Here is a 16275-nt window from a genome sequence, read left to right on the forward strand (position 1 = left end):
GAGGACCGCAAGAGCGAAGGCATTTTCGAGACGATGGGCATTGCCGAGAACCTGTTCGGCGGGTTGCTGGCGGCGGGCCGCGAAAAGGCCTGGGTGATCAACCAGCAGGAGATGCGGACGCTCTCGGCCGAATGGACCAAGACGCTGAACATCAAGGCGATCAACGACAATGCCCGCGTGGTGGAGCTTTCCGGCGGCAACCAGCAGAAGGTGGTGATCGGCAAGGGCCTTGTGCAGCAGCCACGCATCGTCATCTTCGACGAACCGACACGCGGCGTCGATGTCGGCGCAATCGCCGAGATCCACCAGATCATCAACCGGCTGGCCGACGAGGGGCTGGCCGTGGTGGTCATCTCGTCCTACCTGCCGGAGATCATGAACCTGTCCGACCGGATTCTGGTGTGCCGGCAGGGCCGCATCGTCGAGGAATTCTCGCCGGCGGAGGCGACCGAGGAGAAGATCATGTATGCGGCGGTGCATTAGGTTGTTTGTAGGGAGGGATGCACATCGCACCGGCGCGTCGAGCTTTTGGAGATGGCTCATGCGCTCGTCAGTTCGTCATCCACGGGCGGAGCAAGGAGCGTAGCGACGCGGCGCAGACCCGAGGATCCATGCCGGGACTCCGAAGCGCTGCTACGGTGCAGAATTCTGCTCCGTTGAGTTCACCGGCGGAGGTCACGGAATGGATCCTAGGGTCTCCGCCGCGGCGCTTTGCGCCTGCTCCGCCCTAGGATGACGAAGGGTGAGGGCGCTTCGCAACACTCCATCGTTCTGCTTCAATCCGCCTCAAAAACTGAATCAGAAACGCCGGTTAGGCGTCTTTGCTCCGAGCCAGATTCAACAACCTAATCCATCAACTCACGCGAAGGGAAAACGCCATGGCCACCACAAGACTCCTCAGCGATGCCGAGGTCGAACAAATCCCCGCCGTGAAAGCCGTGTTCGACGATATCCGCGCGACGCGCAAATCGGATTTCGTCAACAATTTCTGGCGCGGGCTGGCCAACGATCCCGCGGCGCTGAAGCGGATCTGGGAACAGCTCAAGGTGGTGATGGTCGCCGACAGCGCCATCGATCCGCTGACCAAGGAGATGATCTACATCGCCGTGTCGACCGCCAATGGCTGTTCCTATTGCGTGCACTCGCACACGGCCGCGGCTCGGGCCAAGGGCATGACCGACGCGCAGCATGGCGAACTGGTGTCGATCATCGGGCTGGCCGGACAGACCAACCACATGGTGACGGCGCTGCAGATCCCTGTCGATCCGCAGTTCGAGGTGAAGTGAGGGGCAGCGGCGCGCCCTTACCTTCTCCCCCTGTGGGAGAAGGTGGCCTCGCGAAGCGAGGTCGGATGAGGGGTGTTGGAAGGATCGCTGCGTTGAACAACTAAGCGCCTAGAATCGCTTATTCTTTTGCGCCCAGTTCCTTCCAGCACCCCTCATCCGTCTCGGCGCTGCGCGCCGATCCACCTTCTCCCGCAGGGGGAGAAGGTAAGGGTGCTGTTATACCGGCCGATACACTTTCTCCGCGGTATTCCAGAAAATTTCCGCCTCGGCCGCCGCGCCATGCCTGGCCACCGCGTCGCGGTGCGCCTTGATCAGTTCGGCGTGGCTCGTCCACAGTTTCTCGATCGGGAAATTCGAACCGAACATCAGATGGTCCGCGCCCAGGATGTCGATCGCGCTGTCGACGATATAGGCGATCAGCGCCGGATCGTTGCGGTGGACGAAGGTGCCGAGGCCGGACAGCTTGGCGTAGAAATTCGGTGCCGCCGAGAGTGTCCGCAGGCCTTCTTTCCAGGCCTCCGTGGTTTCCGGCTCCATGCCGGTCAGCATGCCGGCATGGGTGAGGATGAAGTTCGTCTCCGGGTTTTCGCCGACAAGCGTCAGCCCGTCCTTCATCTGGGCGGGGAAGAGCTGAAGGTCGAAGGACAGGCCGTAGTCCTTCAGCCGCGCAACATTGGCGCGCACCTTGGGGTCGATGACCTGGTCGGCCGAACCGGCGAAGCGGAAGGCCGGCATCTCGTGCCAGTGCAATTGCATGCGCACGCCGCGCAGCAGCGGATATTTCATCAACCGGTCGATCTGGGGCCTGATATCGTCCACGGTCATGTCGGTATAGCCGACGATGGCGTGCGGCCAGCCGGTCTCGTCGGCCGTTTTCTGCAGGAAGGCGACTTCCTTCTCGAAATCCTCCTTGGCCCAGTTGGTCTGGACATAGACGGCTTTCTCCACCCGGGCGCCCTTCTGGTCCTGGAGAAACTCCTCGATCGGATAGTCGCGGCGGATGGGTTCGTAAGGGCCGAAGATGCGCGGCACCATGGGCCCGACCAACCAGGGCTGGTCCTGCTGGCGCCAGATGTGGAAATGCGCGTCGATGGTTTTCTGCATCACGAAACCCTCTTCCAGATTGTCGCCGCCGGCGGGGCGGGGCGGGCAAGCGACAGGATGAAATCTGTCAGGCCGGCTAGCGACGAGCCGTCGACCAAATCGTCGAGGTCGGGCAGGATGGCGCGCAGCGCCGCCGTTTCCGGCCGGAAACGCGGATCGCCGGCCAGCGGGGTCGCCAGCGAGAGGCGGAAGGCGCGGGCGCTCAGCCGGCGCATCGCCGTCTCCAGTTCGGCATGGTCGCCGCGCTCCAGCGCATCGGAGAGGATGACGACCGCGGCACCACGCGCGAAAGACGAAAAGCGCGGCACGGAGAGGAAGGCCAGCAGCGTCGGCCCCATGCGGGTGCCGCCGTCCCAATCGTCGACCTGGGCGGCGGCGCGTGCCAGGGCCTGATCGCGGTCGCGGAGGCGCAGAGCCGAGGTAATGCGGGTCAGCCTTGTGCCGAAGGTGAAGATCTCGGCGCGGTCCGTGCCTTGAACGGCTGCATGTGCCAGCTTGAGATAGTCGGCCGTGTGCAGCTTCATCGAACCGGAGACATCGATCAGCAGCAGCAGCTTGCGCGGCACGGTCTGGCGGCGGCGCAGCAGGGGCGAGGGGACGTCGCCATCGGCGCTGACGATCTCGCGCAGCGAGCGGCGCAGGTCGAGCTTGCCGCGCGAATGCGTGCGCACGGTGCGGAGGGAGCGGCGGGCGGGCAGCGCGCTCGACAATCCGCGGCGAAAGGCGGCCAGCCTGTCGTCGTCGCGCTCGAAATCGCGGACGCTCAACTGCTCGCGCGCCGAGGAGAACTCGCCGCCTTCCTGGCTCTGCTCGGCCTCGATGCGTTCGTCGTCGGCGCCGCCATCATCCTTGACGCGGGTTTCCTCGTCCGGATCGCCTTCGACCACGGCTGACGTGCTGCCATAAAAATGGCTCTGGAAATGCACCTCGAATTCGTCACGGCGGTCGGGCGGCGGTGCCAGGGTGGCGAGCGCGGCCTCACGGATATCGCCCATCGAGCGCGGCCCAAGCAGCGTCACGGCCTGCATGAAGCTGGAGACCTGTTCGGGCGCGACCGCGAAGCCGTAACGGCGCAAAAGGCGGGCAAAGCCGAGCAGGGGAGCTGCGGCGCGGGGCAAGCTTGCTTCGTCAGCCATCGCAGGCATGTCTTGGGCGCCGCGATCTTTCGCGCCTCCCTCTGTCCTGCCGGACGTCTCCCCCACGAGGGGGGAGATTGGCCGTGTCGAATGCCGTCGCCAATCTCCAATGCTGGAGGAAGGGCGACGCCCACGACACTACGGATCTCCCCCCTCGTGGGGGAGATGTCCGGCAGGACAGAGGGGGGCGCCGTAGAGCGCCGGCATTGTGGAAAGAGCCGGGTCGATCGCGCATCACGCCAGCGCCTCCTCGACGATGCGGCCAAGTTCTGGCGCGATGTAGGTGAGATCCTCCTCGTCCTTGATCAGCACGCCGATGGCCCGGCGGAAGGCTTCCGGCCAGGGGCTGCCGCCTTTTTCCAGAATGGTCGCGGCATTCGCCCATTCGACCGCCTCGGCGATGCCTGGCGGCTTGGCAAGCGGTCGGGCGCGGATGGTCTGCACGGCCGCCGCCACCGCGCGTGCGGTGGCCTGCGCGACATCGCCAGCGCGCAGCATGATGATAGCGGCCTCGCGCTCGGCGTCGGGATAGCCGATCCAGTGGTAGACACAGCGGCGGCGCAACGCTTCGGCAAGCTCCCGGGTGCGGTTCGAGGTCAGGATGACGATCGGCTGCGCCGCGGCGCGGATGGTTCCGCGCTCGGGTATGCTGATCTGGAAATCGGAGAGGAATTCGAGCAGCAGCGCTTCGAATTCATGGTCCGAGCGGTCGATCTCGTCAACCAGCAGCACGCGCTGTTCCGGCGCCCTGAGCACCTGCAGCAGCGGCCGGGCGATCAGGAAACGGTCGTCATAAATGTCGATCTCCTGCTCGCCGGCATGGCGGATGGCGAGCAACTGACGCTGGTAGTTCCACTCATAGAGCGCGTGCGCGGCGTCGATGCCTTCGTAGCATTGCAGCCGCACCAGGTCGCGGCCGAGTAGCGTGGCGACAGCCTTCGCCGCCTCCGTCTTGCCGACGCCGGGCGCACCTTCGAGCAGGAGGGGCTTGCCCAGCCGGATCGCCAGGAAGATGGCGGTCGCCAGGCTCTCATCGGCGAGATAGCGCGACCCGGCGAGTTGCTGCGCCACCGCCTCCGGCGATGTCGCGACAGTTTCGGCATTCACTCCAGACATCTTGCCGCTCAGTTCGCCGCTTGCGCCTTGAGCGCGCGCAGGATGCGCTCCGGCGTGATCGGCAGCGTGTCGATGCGCACGCCGACCGCGTCGAAGACGGCATTGGCAACGGCGGGAATTTGAGGGTTGGCGCACATCTCGCCCGGTCCCTTGGCGCCATAAGGCCCGTCGGCCGAGGGCCGTTCCAGCACGATGATCTCGGTCTCGGCGAGGTCGCCGGGGCCGGGCATCAGATACTGGTTGAAGTCGGTGCCGCCATGGTCGCGGTTGGGATAGTAGGGCTCGGTGGTCTCGTAAAGCGCATGGCTGATGCCCATCCACGAGCCGCCAACAAGCTGCTGCTCGACCATCTTCGGGTTCAGCGCGCGGCCGATCTCGAACACGTTCTTCACGGTCAGGACGGTGACTTCGCCGGTCTCGTCATCGACCTCGACCTCCGCGACCGTGCAGGCATGCGCATAGCAGGTCGACGGCTTCATGGCGCCGGTCTCCTTCTCCGGATAGGAGCGCGGGATCAGGAACATGCCGCGGCCCGAGATCGAGCGACCGCGCTTGAAATGCGCCGACAGCGCGACATCGAATATGGAGATCGACTTCTGCGGCGCGCCCTTGACCAGGATGTTGCCCTGGCCGTCTGTCTCGAGGTCGGAGGCGTTGACCTCCAGTTCCTCGGCCGCCACTTCCAGCATCACCTGGCGGGCTTCCCTGGCGGCCTGGATGACGGCGTTGCCGGCGCGGTGGGTGCCGCGCGAGGCAAACGTGCCCATGCAGTGCGGGCCGGTGTCGGTGTCGGCGGTGTCGACGACGACGCGATCGGTCGGCACGCCGATCGTCTCGGCGCAGATCTGCGCCATGATCTGCTTCATGCCCTGGCCGAGGTCGACCGAGGACAGCGTCACCATGAAATTGCCGGTCGGCGTCGAATGGACCAGCGCCTGGGTCGGGTCGCCGCCGAGGTTCATGCCGGTCGGATAGTTGATCGCGGCGACGCCGCGTCCACGCCTGATCGCCATCTCAAGCTCCCTTCGCGTAGGACGACATCGCCATGTATTTCTCCGCCACCGGCCAGTCGGCGGCGCGCGAGGCTTCCTGCATGCATTCGATCAGCGCCGCCCCCTCGGTCGGCTGGCGATGCGCTTTCATGTCGCCGTCGCGATAGGCGTTGATGAAGCGGAATTCGAGCGGGTCCATGCCGATCAGCCGCGCCAGCTTGTCCATCTGCACCTCCAGCGCGAAGTCGCCGATGGTGACGCCGAAGCCCCGCATGGCGGAGGAGGGGGTGCGGTTGGTGTAGACGCAGTAAGTGTCGATCCAGACATTGGGAATCGTGTAGGGGCCCGGATAATGCCCGGCGCCCTTCTGCGCGCCATAGGGCGAATGGCGCGAATAGGCGCCGGCATCGGTGTAGCCGGTCACCTTGCGCGCGACGATGCGGCCGTCCTTCATGACGCCGTCCTTGATGACGACCTTTTCAGCGGCGCGCGGCGAGGAGACCTGCATCTCCTCCTCGCGACTGTATATGAAGGAGACCGGCCGGCCGGTGAGCTTGGCGCCGAGGATGGCGATCGGCTCGACGATGACGTCGACCTTGCCGCCAAAGCCGCCGCCGACGGTGCCGCCGACGAAGTGGAGCTTGCTGCCGGGCATCTGCAGGATGATCGAGGTGTTGTCGAGGGTGAAGAACATCGCCTGCGTGTTGGTGTAGCAGGTGAAGCGGTCGTTGCCCTCAGGCGCCACCACGCAGCCGGTGGTTTCGGTCGGCGCGTGCTCGATCGGCGAGGATTGATAGCTCTGTTCGAGAATGTGGTCGGCCTGTGCAAAGCCCGCCTCGACATCGCCGAAACGCACCTTGCGGCACGCGCCGCTGTCATAGAGGTAATAATTCTGGCCGTGATATTCGTTGACCAGGGGCGCGCCGGGCTTCAGCGCTTCCTCCATGTCGAAGACGGCCGGCAGCACCTCGTAGTCTACCTTGACCTTGGCCGCGGCCTCCTGCGCCGCCCGCTCGGTTTCGGCCAGCACCGCCACCACGGCCTCGCCCTTGAAGCGCACCTTGCCGTCGGCCAGCACCGTTTCGTCCTCGGGTCCGACCTGGATAAGGATCAGGATGGTATAGACATTATGCGGCACGTCCTTGGCTGTGAGCACCCTGACGACGCCGGGATGCTTCTCGGCCTCCGAGGTGTCGATCGAGCGGATGCGGGCATGGTGGTGCGGGCTGCGCACCATCTTCAGGTGCAGCATGCCGGGGAAGTTGCGGTCGGCGAAGAAGGCGGTCTTGCCAGTGACATGGCCGGGCGAATCCGATCGCGGCCGGGCCTGGCCGATCTCGTGCAGGTCGTCCTTGCGGACATCGGCGAAGTAACTCTTGCGCAGTTCCATTCTGTTGATCCTTCAGGCCGCGTTCTGCGAATTGGCGCGGGCCGCGAGCAGCACTGCCTGGATGATCGGCTCGTAGCCGGTGCAGCGGCAGATATTGCCCGACAGCGCTTCCACCACCTCGTCGCGGCTCGGGTTGGGCGTATGGTCGAGCAGCACCTTGGCCGCCATGATCATGCCCGGCGTGCAGAAACCGCATTGCGATGCGAAGGCGTCGAGGAAGGCGCGCTGCAGCGGATGCAGGACGCCGCCTTCGGAGAGACCGGACGTGGTTGTGATGGCGGCGCCGTTGCAGCTCTCGGCCAGCGTCAGGCAGGACAGCCGGAGTTCACCGTCGATGATGAGGGAGCAGGCGCCACACGTGCCCTGATGGCAGCCGCCCTTCGGCGACGTGTCGCCGATCTTGTCGCGCAACGCATGCAGAAGTGTCGAACCGCTGTCGATGAATTCGGCCGTCTCGCTGCCGTTGAGCGTGAATTGAACCGGGACCTTCGCCATTTTTCCTCCTTGCGCGCCTGCCCGAGGAATCGGACAGACGCGCGCCCCCCGACAGATGACTAGCTGAGCAGCAGCCGGCCGAGATGGACCGGCAGCACTTCGTTGCGATACCAGGCGCTGGCGATCGGATCGGTGGCCGGCGAGGTGCCTTCGTTGGCGGCGGCCAGAGCCGGCGCGATGCCCTCCTTGGTCAGGGTTGCGCCGACCAGCGCCATTTCAGCCGCCCTGGCGCGCATCGGCCTGTCGGCCATGCAGCCAAGCGCGATCCGCGCCGAGGCTATGGTGCCGTCCGCCGCCCGTTCGACAAGGACCGCGATGCTCAGCACTGAAACGCCCTTGGGCTTGACCCGCGAGACTTTCAGGAAGCGAAAGCCATCTTGCGCCGGCAGGGTGAACCCGACCGATGTGACGATGGCGCGGCTGGCGTCGCGGCGATCCAGGAAGGTGTCTATCTGTGTTTCGCCATCCTGCGTCGTGACCGTGGCATCGAGCGCCAGCAGGGCAACCGCGAAATCGCCGTAGGGGGTTGGCGCGAACAGATTGCCGCCGACGGTCGCCATGTTGCGGACGGCCGGACCGCCCACGGCGCGCGCCGCCTTGGCAAGGATGCCGAGCTCCGGATGGCGGGCGACCGCCGCCATCGTCACCGAAGCACCGACGCGGACCTTGCCGCCGGCAACGTCGATGGCGGACAGTGACGGCTCGGTCGAGCGAACAAGGCCGGTGACGGAGATATCGCCCTCATTGGCGGCACGCACGACGAGGGTGCCGCCGCCCAGATAGCGCGTGCCAGCCGATTTCAGCGCGGCATTGGCGTCCTTCACGGTCGAAAAAATCTGCAGGGCAAGCGCCATGACCGGCTCCGTCAACCCTGGCCGGAGAAATGGCTCTTCAAGGCGTTGAAGCCCCCCTGAAACACGTTCGTGCCCATGCCCTCGGCCAGCTTGTCGGCCTCCTCGGGCGCCGCATCGAAGCTGGCGGTCCATTCGGCATAGGTGCGATCGCCATCGGTGACGCGGCGGAGCTGCAATGTCGCCTTATGGTTGGTCAGTGGCTGCGGCGTCTCCAGGATGGAATAGCTGACAAGGAAATTGTCATCGGAAAAGTCGAGCAGCTTCTCACGGATGCGAGCCCCGCTGGCCAGCTGGAAGTTGCGCACGCAGCCGATCGTTCCGGCGTCCTTGCCATCCTCGATATGGCTTTCGACCATGCGGGGATGCCAACCGGGCAAACCGTTGAAGTCGCGTATGCGTGCCCAGACCTTTTCGACCGGCGCGTCGATGACGCTGGAGATGGTGACTTTCGCCATATGGATTTTCCCTTGCAGCTGCGACAGTTGGCAAGGGTAGGCCGGCCATCCCGGGGGCGCTTATCAATGCGTCTTGAACGCGTATCAAGGAGTCTGAAAAACGATGGCGACCGCCCGGCTCAGGCGATCGCCCTTGCGGCCTCGCGATACAGCGTCGGCGGCACCCCGACATGGTCGCGGAAGAAGCGCGAGAAATTGCCTTGGGTGGTGAAGCCCAGATTGCAGGCGACCGAGATCAGCGGCTCCCGCGACCACTGCAACTGCCGCACGGCTTCCTCCATGCGCAGCGTGTTCCAGTAGACGTTGGGCGTCAGGTTGGTCTGTTCCTTGAACAGGGCGAAGAAATGCGGCCGCGACAGGCCGACGCTGCGGGCGACCTCGTCGAAGCAGATGCGTTCGCAGACATTGGCCTTCATCAGCTGGATCGCCTTGCGGACGCGGAAGTCCTGCATGGTGTGGACGCGAATGGTCGCCTCCCGTGGCGACGAAGCGTCCGCGGCATCGAGTACGCTGTCGATGAAGCGCTCGATTTCGTAATTGGCGACGTCATCGACGCTTTCATTGTCGGTAAGGTGGTCGGGCAGATTGGCGGCCGCCTGGTGCAGCCATGGCTCGAGTGTGATCGCGGCCTGTTGGAACAACGGCGCGGACGAAGGCAGGTCACGGCGACGACGCGCCCAGTCGGGATCGATGTAGAACGCCAGGAACAGGCCAGGCGCGCCGTTGCGCGACAGGACGTGGCTGTGCGGCTGGAAGGAATTGATTCCGGCCGCGGTGCATGGCCCGAGCCGTACCGTCTCCCGGCCGATGGTCATTTCGCCGGCCGTGCCTTCCAGCCAGATGATCAGATGTGCCTCGACATGGGCATGGGTGACGAAGTCGCTTGCGACATTCAGGATAGAAACATGTCCGAACCGGCCCCAGTAGAGCCTGATCGCTTCCGTCATGGGTATATCCTCCCGCGGGCGACTGGCCTCCCTTCGTCCGCCTGGGGATTGTGCGGCCGAGTTCGGGCGCACGTCAAGGCGCGGGTAGGTGGTTGCCTCCCCAGGTGCCTAGCAACAATGGATTTTCAGACTGAGCGATAGGCACCGGAACGAACAACGCTTCGCGTGCGCGCCTTCACACCGAAGCGGTCATGCCGCCGTCGACATACAGCGTATGACCGTTGACGAAGGACGACGCGTCGGACGCCAGGAACACGGCGGCGCCGACCAGCTCGTCGACATCGCCCCAACGGCCGGCCGGGGTGCGCTTTTCCAGCCAGGCGGAGAATTCCGCGTTGTCGACCAGCGCCTGGTTCATCTCGGTGCGGAAATAGCCGGGCGCGATGGCGTTGATCTGCATTCCATGCCTTGCCCAGTCGGCGCACATGCCGCGCGTCAGGTTGCGGATGGCGCCCTTTGTCGCGGTATAGGGCGCGATGTTGGGCCGGGCCAGTTCGCTCTGCACCGAGCCGATGTTGATGATCTTGCCCCGGCGCCGGGTGATCATGTGGCGGGCGACCGCCTTGCCGGTATGGAAGGCTCCCGAGACATTCGTCTTGAACAGCCGCTCCCACTGCTCTTCGGGAAAATCCTCTAGCGGCGCGCGGAACTGAAGACCGGCATTGTTGACCAGGATATCGATGGGCCCGATCGCGGCCTCGATCCTGTCGATTTCGGCCGCCACTGCGCGGGAATCGGTAACGTCGAAGAGCGAGGCATGGGCGTCGAGGCCGGCTTCGCGCAGCTTGTCGACGGCAGCGCCGGTCTTGCCGGCATCGCGGCCGTTGAGCACCACGCTCGCGCCGTGTTCGGCGAGGCCCCGCGCCAGCGCGAAGCCGATGCCCTGGCTGGAGCCTGTGATCAGCGCCAACCGGCCCGCGAGGTTGAACAATGGGCTTGGCATGACAGCCGGCTTAATCGCTGCGCCTGAAGTTGCGGATGCGATCGAACAGCACGGCCAGCAGGATGGCGCCGCCGATGAACACGCCTTGCCAGAAGGCGTTGATGCCGAGCAGGCCGAGGCTGTTGCGGATCACCTCGATGAGGGCGGCGCCGACGATGGCGCCGAAGGCGGTGCCGATGCCGCCGGCCAGGTTGGCGCCGCCGATGACGGTGGCGGCGATCACCTGCAATTCCATGCCGGTGCCGATATTGGTGGTGACGGCGCCCAGCCAGCCGGTCTCGATGATGCCGGCAATGCCGGCCGACAGCGCCGAGATCATGTAGACGGCGACCTTGATCTGGCGGACCGGCACACCGGTCAGCCTCGCCGCGTGCTCGTTGCCGCCGATGGCGAAGATGTGGCGGCCGAACTTCGTCCACCGCAGGGTGAAGCCGGTGATCAGTGCCAGCAGGATCGTGTAGAGCACCGGATTGGCGATGCCGAACACCCAGGCGCCGCCGCCCAGCGCCAGCAGCTTGTCGTGGTCCGGCCCGAACTGGAAGACGACGGTGTTGTTGGAGGCGACCATGGCCAGGCTGCGCGCGATCGACAGCATGCCGAGCGTCACCACAAAGGGTGGAAAGCCGAGATAGGCGATCAGCACCCCGTTGAAGGCGCCGATGGCGAGCGCGGTGCCGATCGAGGCCAGGATGCCGATTTCGATCGAGTAGCCGGCATGCATGGTCACGGCCAGCACCATGGAGGACAGGCACAGCACCGAGCCGACCGAGAGGTCGATGCCGCCGGTGATGATGACGAAGGTCATGCCGAGCGCAATGATGGCGACGAAGGTGATGTTGCGGGTGATGTTGTAGAGGTTCTTCGAGGTGGCGAAGGCGTCCGTGGCGAACGACAGGAACAGGCAGGCGAGGATCACCGCGATCACCACCCAGAAGGTCTGGCTGGCAAACAGTCTGGCCGGCAGGGATTGCTGCTTGTGTTCGATCGGCTGGTCAATTGTCAGTGCCATCGGCGACCTTCATCTGCTGTTCGTGGTGAACGCCTGATATCAAACCTGTTCGATGGCGCCGGTGATCAGCCCGGTAACTTCCTCGGGCGAACTCGACGCGATCGTCTTGTCGGCGACCTTGCGGCCGCGCCGCATGACGATGACGCGGTCGGCGACGGTGAAGACGTCGGGCATGCGGTGGCTGATCAGCACGACCGCGATGCCCTGGTCGCGCAGATGGCGGATGAGATTGAGCACCTCGGCCACCTGGCGCACGGAGATCGCTGCTGTCGGCTCGTCCATCAGCACGATCTTGGCTTGCGAGAGCATGGTGCGGGCGATTGCCACCGCCTGGCGCTGGCCGCCCGACATCTGCTTGACCAGGTCGCGTGGACGGGTCTCGGATTTCAGCTCGGCGAAAATCTGGCCGGCGCGCTTGTACATCGACGCGTAATCCAGGATGCGGAACGGACCGACGCCGCGGCGCAGCTCGCGGCCGAGAAAGACATTGGCGGCGGCGGTCAGGTTGTTGCACAGCGCCAGGTCCTGGTGGACGATCTCGATGCCGTGCTGGCGGGCTTCCACGGGCTTGTGCAGCACAAGCTCCTTGCCGTCCATCCGCATGCTGCCATGGCTGGGCGGGAAGTTGCCGGCGATCATCTTGACCAGCGTTGATTTGCCGGCGCCGTTATCGCCCATCAGGCCGACGACCTGGCCGGGCTCGATCGACAACGACACGTCGTTGACGGCCTGGATGGCGCCGAAATGCTTCGATATGTTGGTGAGTTCGAGAACCGCCACCAGCCTTCTAGCCTCCCCGTTCCTTGCGGCCTGCTGCTGTTCCCCACGCGTCGCGCGGGCGCTGCTTTGGCCTCGCTTTCCCCGGCTCCTCCCGGAAACAGCGTCAGCGTTGTTTTACGCAAAAGCCGGCCCGCGTCAATCAATTGTCCGACGAATAGGGTTCGGCTCCACTCCAAAAATCAGTTTTGTAGGACAAATAGCATTGACGTCGTCGACGTGGCGATATTAGCTAAGGGTAGGAGGAGAACATGCCGAAGCCTGGCCGCGCAAGCTGGCTGGAACCGGTGTGGATCTCATCGGCCGATGGCCCGGCTCACGCGCGTCGAGCCGGTCCAGAGCCGATCGGGAAATGCTTATCGATCTGTCTTGGGGCATGAGTGCTCGTGCTACGAACCTCTGCCATCACGCATCCGGTCGATCTGTGTGGCGGGCACGCCGTGTCCGTCTGTTTCAAGGGAGGACTGACATGAGGAAAACACTTCTGCTCGCCGCTGTCGCCGCCATGGCGTTGGGCGCCGGGCCGGCATTGGCCAAGAAACAACTCGTCATCGTGGTGAAGGGCCTCGACAACCCGTTCTTCGAAGCCATCCACCAGGGCTGCGAAAAATGGAACAAGGAAAACGCATCCTCGGAATATGAGTGCTTCTATACCGGTCCGGCGTCGACATCCGACGAGGCCGGCGAGGCGCAGATCGTCCAGGACATGCTGAGCAAGGCCGACACGGTGGCGATGGCGATCTCGCCGTCGAACGCGCCGCTGATCGCGCAGACGATCAAGAGCGCCAATCCGACGATCCCGATCATGACCGTCGACGCCGACCTCGCCAAGGAGGACGCGGCGCTGCGCAAGACCTATCTCGGCACCGACAACTACCTGATGGGCAAGAAGATCGGCGAGTACATCAAGAAGGCCAAGCCGAACGGCGGAACGATCTGCACGATCGAGGGTAACCCCGCCGCCGACAACATCCTGCGCCGCGCGCAAGGCATGCGCGATGCGCTGACCGGCAAGGAAGGCCTCGCCGCGCTTGCCGGCGAAGGTGGCTGGACCGAAGTGGCCGGCTGCCCGGTGTTCACCAATGACGACGGCGCCAAGGGCGTTCAGGCGATGACCGACATCCTCGCCGCCAACCCCAAGCTCGACGCGTTCGGCATCATGGGCGGCTGGCCGCTGTTCGGTGCTCCGCAGCCTTACCGCGACCTGATGGGGCCGCTGAAGGACAAGATCGCCAGCAACGATTTCGTCATCGGCGCCGCCGACACGATCGGTGACGAGGTGGCCATCGCCAGGGACGGTCTCGTGACCGCGCTGGTTGGCCAGCGGCCATTCGAAATGGGCTATAAGGCGCCGTCGGTGATGATCGATCTCATCGAAGGCAAGGCCGTCGCCGATCCGGTATTCACCGGCCTTGACGAATGCACCAAGGACACGGTCGACACCTGCATCCAGAAGTAGGTTGGGATCAGGGGCGCCCGGCAACGGGCGCCCTCTTTCCGAAGCGACGCTGTGGCGGGGCGACCGGCTCCGGCCTTGACGCGTCCATAATCTGGAATTTCGGCAACGATATCGGCGCGCCGCACGGGCCCGGAACCATTGCGGACGAAACTGCCGACGCATTGGAACGTGGATGCCGGACGACACATCACAGAAGCGAGCGGATGCGGGCAAGGCAACGCCTGCCGACCGCCCGGCCGGCTTAAGACGCCCCGACGCGGCGCATTTCCCCGGGTCGAGCGTCCATGCTTCGCTGGCCGGCGAGATAGGCCTGCGCATCGTGCGTGGCGACTACCCGCCCGGCACCATCCTCCCCAACGAGGCGAAATGGGCGGAGACCTTCAATGTCAGCCGCTCGGCGGTGCGAGAAGCCATCAAGATGCTCATGGCGAAGAGCCTGCTGGCGTCGCGGCCCAAGATCGGTAGTTGGGTCGAGCCGAAGGAGCGCTGGAACCTGCTCGACCGCGATGTGCTGGCCTGGTACGCGACGTCGCCGGATCGCGAAGCCTTTCTGCGCACAGTCCAGGAGTTCCGGCTCATCATCGAACCGGAAGCGTCCGCCTTCGCCGCCTTGCGGCGGACGGACGAGCAGATGGAAGAGATCAGCAAGGCGTGCCGTGAGATGGGCGAGGCGGCGAGCCTGCAGGATCGCATTCGCGCCGACACTCGCTTCCATCTTGCCATCCTGCGCGCTTCCGGCAACGACCTGCTTGTGCCGCTGGGCGTGCTCATCGAATCGGCGCTCGACCACCTGTTTGCCTACGCCACGCAGCGGGTCGGCGATCAGCAGCACGCGCAGAAACTGCATGAGGCGATCGAGAAGAACATCCGCCTGCAGCGGCCTGCCGCCGCCCGCAATGCCGTGCACAGACTGCTGGCCGACACCGACGCGGCGATCGGACGGGCACGGCGGTAAGGCCGCCCCGTTCGGCTCAGATCGTCTGCTTCACCCCATCCTTGGAAGGCATCAGGTCGATGCCGTTGACCTTGCCGATGTAAGTGGCCAGCATCGGCACGAACTGCTCGGCGGGGCCGGTGGCGTGGGCGCCGGCGAAGGCGTTCTTGGTGGCGTTGCCGAGCGGGTTGGCGATGCCGGCGGCTCCGGCCATGGATTCCAGATAGGTCAGGTCCTTGAAGGCGTTGGCAATCGAGAATTTGTGCGCATCGCGATCGCCCTCCAGCGTCCAGCGCATGAAGGTCTGGTAGAAGCCGCAATCCATGCGGCCGTTGCGGATGACGCTGTCGAAACGCGGCGGCGAGATGCCGACCTTCTGCGCCAGCGCCAGCGCCTCGGAATAGATCGCGGCGTAGCCGAGCGAGATGAAATTGTTGAGCAGCTTCATGCGGTGGCCGTCGCCGGTGTCGCCGATGTGGACGATGCGGCCGGCCCAGGTTTCGATCACCGGCTTGACCCTGGCGAAGACGGCGTCCGGCGCGCCGACCATGGCGTCGAGCGTGCCCTCCCAGGCCTCCTTCGGCGTGCGGCTGAGCGGAGCATCGACATAGTCGACGCCGAGCGCCGCAAGTTCCGCGGCGAGGGCGACGGTCGAGACCGGGTCGGAGGTCGAGCAATCGACGACGACCGAGCCCTTCTTCAATCCTTCCTTCAGGCCGCCGGGACCGCGAATGATGGCCTCGACCTCGCGCGACCCGGTGACGCAGATGAAGACGATGTCGGATGCTGCCGCCACGTCACGCGAGGTGGCGGCTTCCTTGGCGCCCCGTCCGAGAAGGTCTTCCGCCGGCTTGCGGTTCTTGCGGCCGAGAAAGGTCAGCGCATAGCCCTTGTCGACGATGTTCTTGGCGATTCCGTGCCCCATCAGGCCAAGGCCGATGAAGCCGATCGTTTCGCTCGCGGCAGTCGTGTTCATGTCTTCAGGTCCTGTTTGCAATGGTGATGTCGGCGCTGCCAATTTGCAGGCGAGGGTGGTTGCGGAATGGCTTATTGTCTGACAATACACATAAATCTCGAAGGATGTGGAGAGCAAAATGACAAAGCGGATCATGTTCACTGGCGGCAGCGGCAAAGCCGGACGCCACGTCGTGCAGTATCTGGTCGAGCAGGGCTGCCAGGTGCTCAACATCGACACCAAGCCGCTCGACAATCCCAATGTGCGGACGCTGATCACCGACATCACGGACAGCGGCCAGGTCTTCAACGCGCTGTCGAGCTATATGGGCCTGCATGAATTCGATCCGTCGCTGCGCGCCCAGCCGGTCGATGCCGTGGTGCATTTCGCCGCCATCCCGCGCATCATGATCACGCCCGACAA

General features: G+C 64.8%; 18 protein-coding genes. 5 read left to right on the forward strand and 13 right to left on the reverse strand.

Going from position 1 to position 16275, the window contains the following annotated elements; genetic code table 11:
• Both WC739_RS19150 and WC739_RS19155 read left to right on the forward strand, forming a co-directional pair.
• Nucleotides 1-483 (forward strand): ATP-binding cassette domain-containing protein (locus WC739_RS19150; protein ID WP_372954598.1); only part of this gene is annotated, 483 nt, incomplete at its 5' end.
• A 395-nt stretch (nt 484-878) separates the two neighbouring features.
• A complete protein-coding gene (locus tag WC739_RS19155) occupies nt 879-1286 on the forward strand; it encodes a carboxymuconolactone decarboxylase family protein (protein ID WP_372954599.1) in 408 nt (135 codons plus the stop codon).
• Between the two features lie 216 nt (nt 1287-1502).
• Here WC739_RS19155 and WC739_RS19160 read toward each other — a convergent pair whose 3' ends face one another.
• The 12 genes from WC739_RS19160 to WC739_RS19215 form a co-directional block, all read right to left on the reverse strand.
• On the reverse strand, nt 1503-2390 hold the full coding sequence (locus WC739_RS19160; RefSeq protein ID WP_372954600.1) for an amidohydrolase: 888 nt from the start codon (nt 2388-2390) through the stop codon (nt 1503-1505).
• Complete coding sequence (locus WC739_RS19165; protein WP_372954601.1) at nt 2390-3526, reverse strand: VWA domain-containing protein; 1137 nt, start codon at nt 3524-3526, stop codon at nt 2390-2392. Before WC739_RS19165 ends, WC739_RS19160 begins: the two co-directional genes overlap by 1 nt.
• Nucleotides 3527-3760: 234 nt before the next feature.
• The gene (locus tag WC739_RS19170; RefSeq protein WP_372954602.1) at nt 3761-4642 is read right to left on the reverse strand and encodes an AAA family ATPase; all 882 of its coding nucleotides are present in this window, start codon (nt 4640-4642) and stop codon (nt 3761-3763) included.
• A gap of 8 nt (nt 4643-4650) precedes the next feature.
• Nucleotides 4651-5655 carry a xanthine dehydrogenase family protein molybdopterin-binding subunit gene (locus WC739_RS19175; RefSeq protein ID WP_023756899.1) on the reverse strand — a complete coding sequence of 335 codons (1005 nt, stop codon included), beginning with the start codon at nt 5653-5655 and terminating at the stop codon, nt 4651-4653.
• 1 nt (nt 5656) lies between these two features.
• Nucleotides 5657-7024 carry a xanthine dehydrogenase family protein molybdopterin-binding subunit gene (locus WC739_RS19180; RefSeq protein WP_372954603.1) on the reverse strand — a complete coding sequence of 456 codons (1368 nt, stop codon included), beginning with the start codon at nt 7022-7024 and terminating at the stop codon, nt 5657-5659.
• Nucleotides 7025-7036: 12 nt separating this feature from the next.
• On the reverse strand, nt 7037-7519 hold the full coding sequence (locus WC739_RS19185) for a (2Fe-2S)-binding protein (protein WP_372954604.1): 483 nt from the start codon (nt 7517-7519) through the stop codon (nt 7037-7039).
• A gap of 59 nt (nt 7520-7578) precedes the next feature.
• Nucleotides 7579-8373 carry a xanthine dehydrogenase family protein subunit M gene (locus tag WC739_RS19190; protein WP_372954605.1) on the reverse strand — a complete coding sequence of 265 codons (795 nt, stop codon included), beginning with the start codon at nt 8371-8373 and terminating at the stop codon, nt 7579-7581.
• 11 nt (nt 8374-8384) lie between these two features.
• A complete protein-coding gene (locus WC739_RS19195; RefSeq protein WP_372954606.1) occupies nt 8385-8828 on the reverse strand; it encodes an SRPBCC family protein in 444 nt (147 codons plus the stop codon).
• 119 nt (nt 8829-8947) lie between these two features.
• Nucleotides 8948-9775: a helix-turn-helix domain-containing protein gene (locus WC739_RS19200; protein ID WP_372954607.1), complete on the reverse strand. Its 828-nt coding sequence runs from the start codon at nt 9773-9775 to the stop codon at nt 8948-8950.
• Nucleotides 9776-9950: 175 nt separating this feature from the next.
• On the reverse strand, nt 9951-10718 hold the full coding sequence (locus WC739_RS19205; RefSeq protein WP_372954608.1) for an SDR family oxidoreductase: 768 nt from the start codon (nt 10716-10718) through the stop codon (nt 9951-9953).
• A gap of 10 nt (nt 10719-10728) precedes the next feature.
• The gene (locus tag WC739_RS19210) at nt 10729-11727 is read right to left on the reverse strand and encodes an ABC transporter permease (RefSeq protein WP_372954609.1); all 999 of its coding nucleotides are present in this window, start codon (nt 11725-11727) and stop codon (nt 10729-10731) included.
• Between the two features lie 39 nt (nt 11728-11766).
• Nucleotides 11767-12507 carry an ATP-binding cassette domain-containing protein gene (locus WC739_RS19215; protein ID WP_224663015.1) on the reverse strand — a complete coding sequence of 247 codons (741 nt, stop codon included), beginning with the start codon at nt 12505-12507 and terminating at the stop codon, nt 11767-11769.
• Nucleotides 12508-12973: 466 nt separating this feature from the next.
• Here WC739_RS19215 and WC739_RS19220 point away from each other — a divergent pair, with 466 nt between their 5' ends.
• Both WC739_RS19220 and WC739_RS19225 read left to right on the forward strand, forming a co-directional pair.
• The gene (locus WC739_RS19220; RefSeq protein ID WP_372954610.1) at nt 12974-13963 is read left to right on the forward strand and encodes a sugar-binding protein; all 990 of its coding nucleotides are present in this window, start codon (nt 12974-12976) and stop codon (nt 13961-13963) included.
• A gap of 172 nt (nt 13964-14135) precedes the next feature.
• On the forward strand, nt 14136-14918 hold the full coding sequence (locus WC739_RS19225) for a FadR/GntR family transcriptional regulator (protein ID WP_372954611.1): 783 nt from the start codon (nt 14136-14138) through the stop codon (nt 14916-14918).
• 16 nt (nt 14919-14934) lie between these two features.
• Here the strand turns inward: WC739_RS19225 and WC739_RS19230 are convergent, their stop codons facing one another.
• Nucleotides 14935-15873, reverse strand: a complete 939-nt coding sequence (locus WC739_RS19230) for an NAD(P)-dependent oxidoreductase (RefSeq protein ID WP_372954612.1) — start codon at nt 15871-15873, stop codon at nt 14935-14937.
• 118 nt (nt 15874-15991) lie between these two features.
• Between WC739_RS19230 and WC739_RS19235 the strand changes: the two genes are divergently transcribed.
• Nucleotides 15992-16275, forward strand: a 284-nt coding sequence (locus WC739_RS19235; RefSeq protein WP_372954613.1) for an NAD-dependent epimerase/dehydratase family protein, incomplete at its 3' end; no start/stop codon positions are given.

The organism is Mesorhizobium sp. (genome assembly GCF_041661565.1).
Classification (GTDB): Bacteria; Pseudomonadota; Alphaproteobacteria; order Rhizobiales; family Rhizobiaceae; genus Mesorhizobium.

Excerpts from the sequence above, each read along its gene's own strand:
- WC739_RS19155 (WP_372954599.1), top strand. The coding sequence starts at position 879 with ATGGCCACCACAAGACTCCTCAGCGATGCCGAGGTCGAACAAATCCCC.
- WC739_RS19160 (WP_372954600.1), bottom strand. The coding sequence starts at position 2,390 with ATGCAGAAAACCATCGACGCGCATTTCCACATCTGGCGCCAGCAGGAC.
- WC739_RS19165 (WP_372954601.1), bottom strand. The coding sequence starts at position 3,526 with ATGGCTGACGAAGCAAGCTTGCCCCGCGCCGCAGCTCCCCTGCTCGGC.
- WC739_RS19170 (WP_372954602.1), bottom strand. The coding sequence starts at position 4,642 with ATGTCTGGAGTGAATGCCGAAACTGTCGCGACATCGCCGGAGGCGGTG.
- WC739_RS19175 (WP_023756899.1), bottom strand. The coding sequence starts at position 5,655 with ATGGCGATCAGGCGTGGACGCGGCGTCGCCGCGATCAACTATCCGACC.
- WC739_RS19180 (WP_372954603.1), bottom strand. The coding sequence starts at position 7,024 with ATGGAACTGCGCAAGAGTTACTTCGCCGATGTCCGCAAGGACGACCTG.
- WC739_RS19185 (WP_372954604.1), bottom strand. The coding sequence starts at position 7,519 with ATGGCGAAGGTCCCGGTTCAATTCACGCTCAACGGCAGCGAGACGGCC.
- WC739_RS19190 (WP_372954605.1), bottom strand. The coding sequence starts at position 8,373 with ATGGCGCTTGCCCTGCAGATTTTTTCGACCGTGAAGGACGCCAATGCC.
- WC739_RS19195 (WP_372954606.1), bottom strand. The coding sequence starts at position 8,828 with ATGGCGAAAGTCACCATCTCCAGCGTCATCGACGCGCCGGTCGAAAAG.
- WC739_RS19200 (WP_372954607.1), bottom strand. The coding sequence starts at position 9,775 with ATGACGGAAGCGATCAGGCTCTACTGGGGCCGGTTCGGACATGTTTCT.
- WC739_RS19205 (WP_372954608.1), bottom strand. The coding sequence starts at position 10,718 with ATGCCAAGCCCATTGTTCAACCTCGCGGGCCGGTTGGCGCTGATCACA.
- WC739_RS19210 (WP_372954609.1), bottom strand. The coding sequence starts at position 11,727 with ATGGCACTGACAATTGACCAGCCGATCGAACACAAGCAGCAATCCCTG.
- WC739_RS19220 (WP_372954610.1), top strand. The coding sequence starts at position 12,974 with ATGAGGAAAACACTTCTGCTCGCCGCTGTCGCCGCCATGGCGTTGGGC.
- WC739_RS19225 (WP_372954611.1), top strand. The coding sequence starts at position 14,136 with ATGCCGGACGACACATCACAGAAGCGAGCGGATGCGGGCAAGGCAACG.
- WC739_RS19230 (WP_372954612.1), bottom strand. The coding sequence starts at position 15,873 with ATGAACACGACTGCCGCGAGCGAAACGATCGGCTTCATCGGCCTTGGC.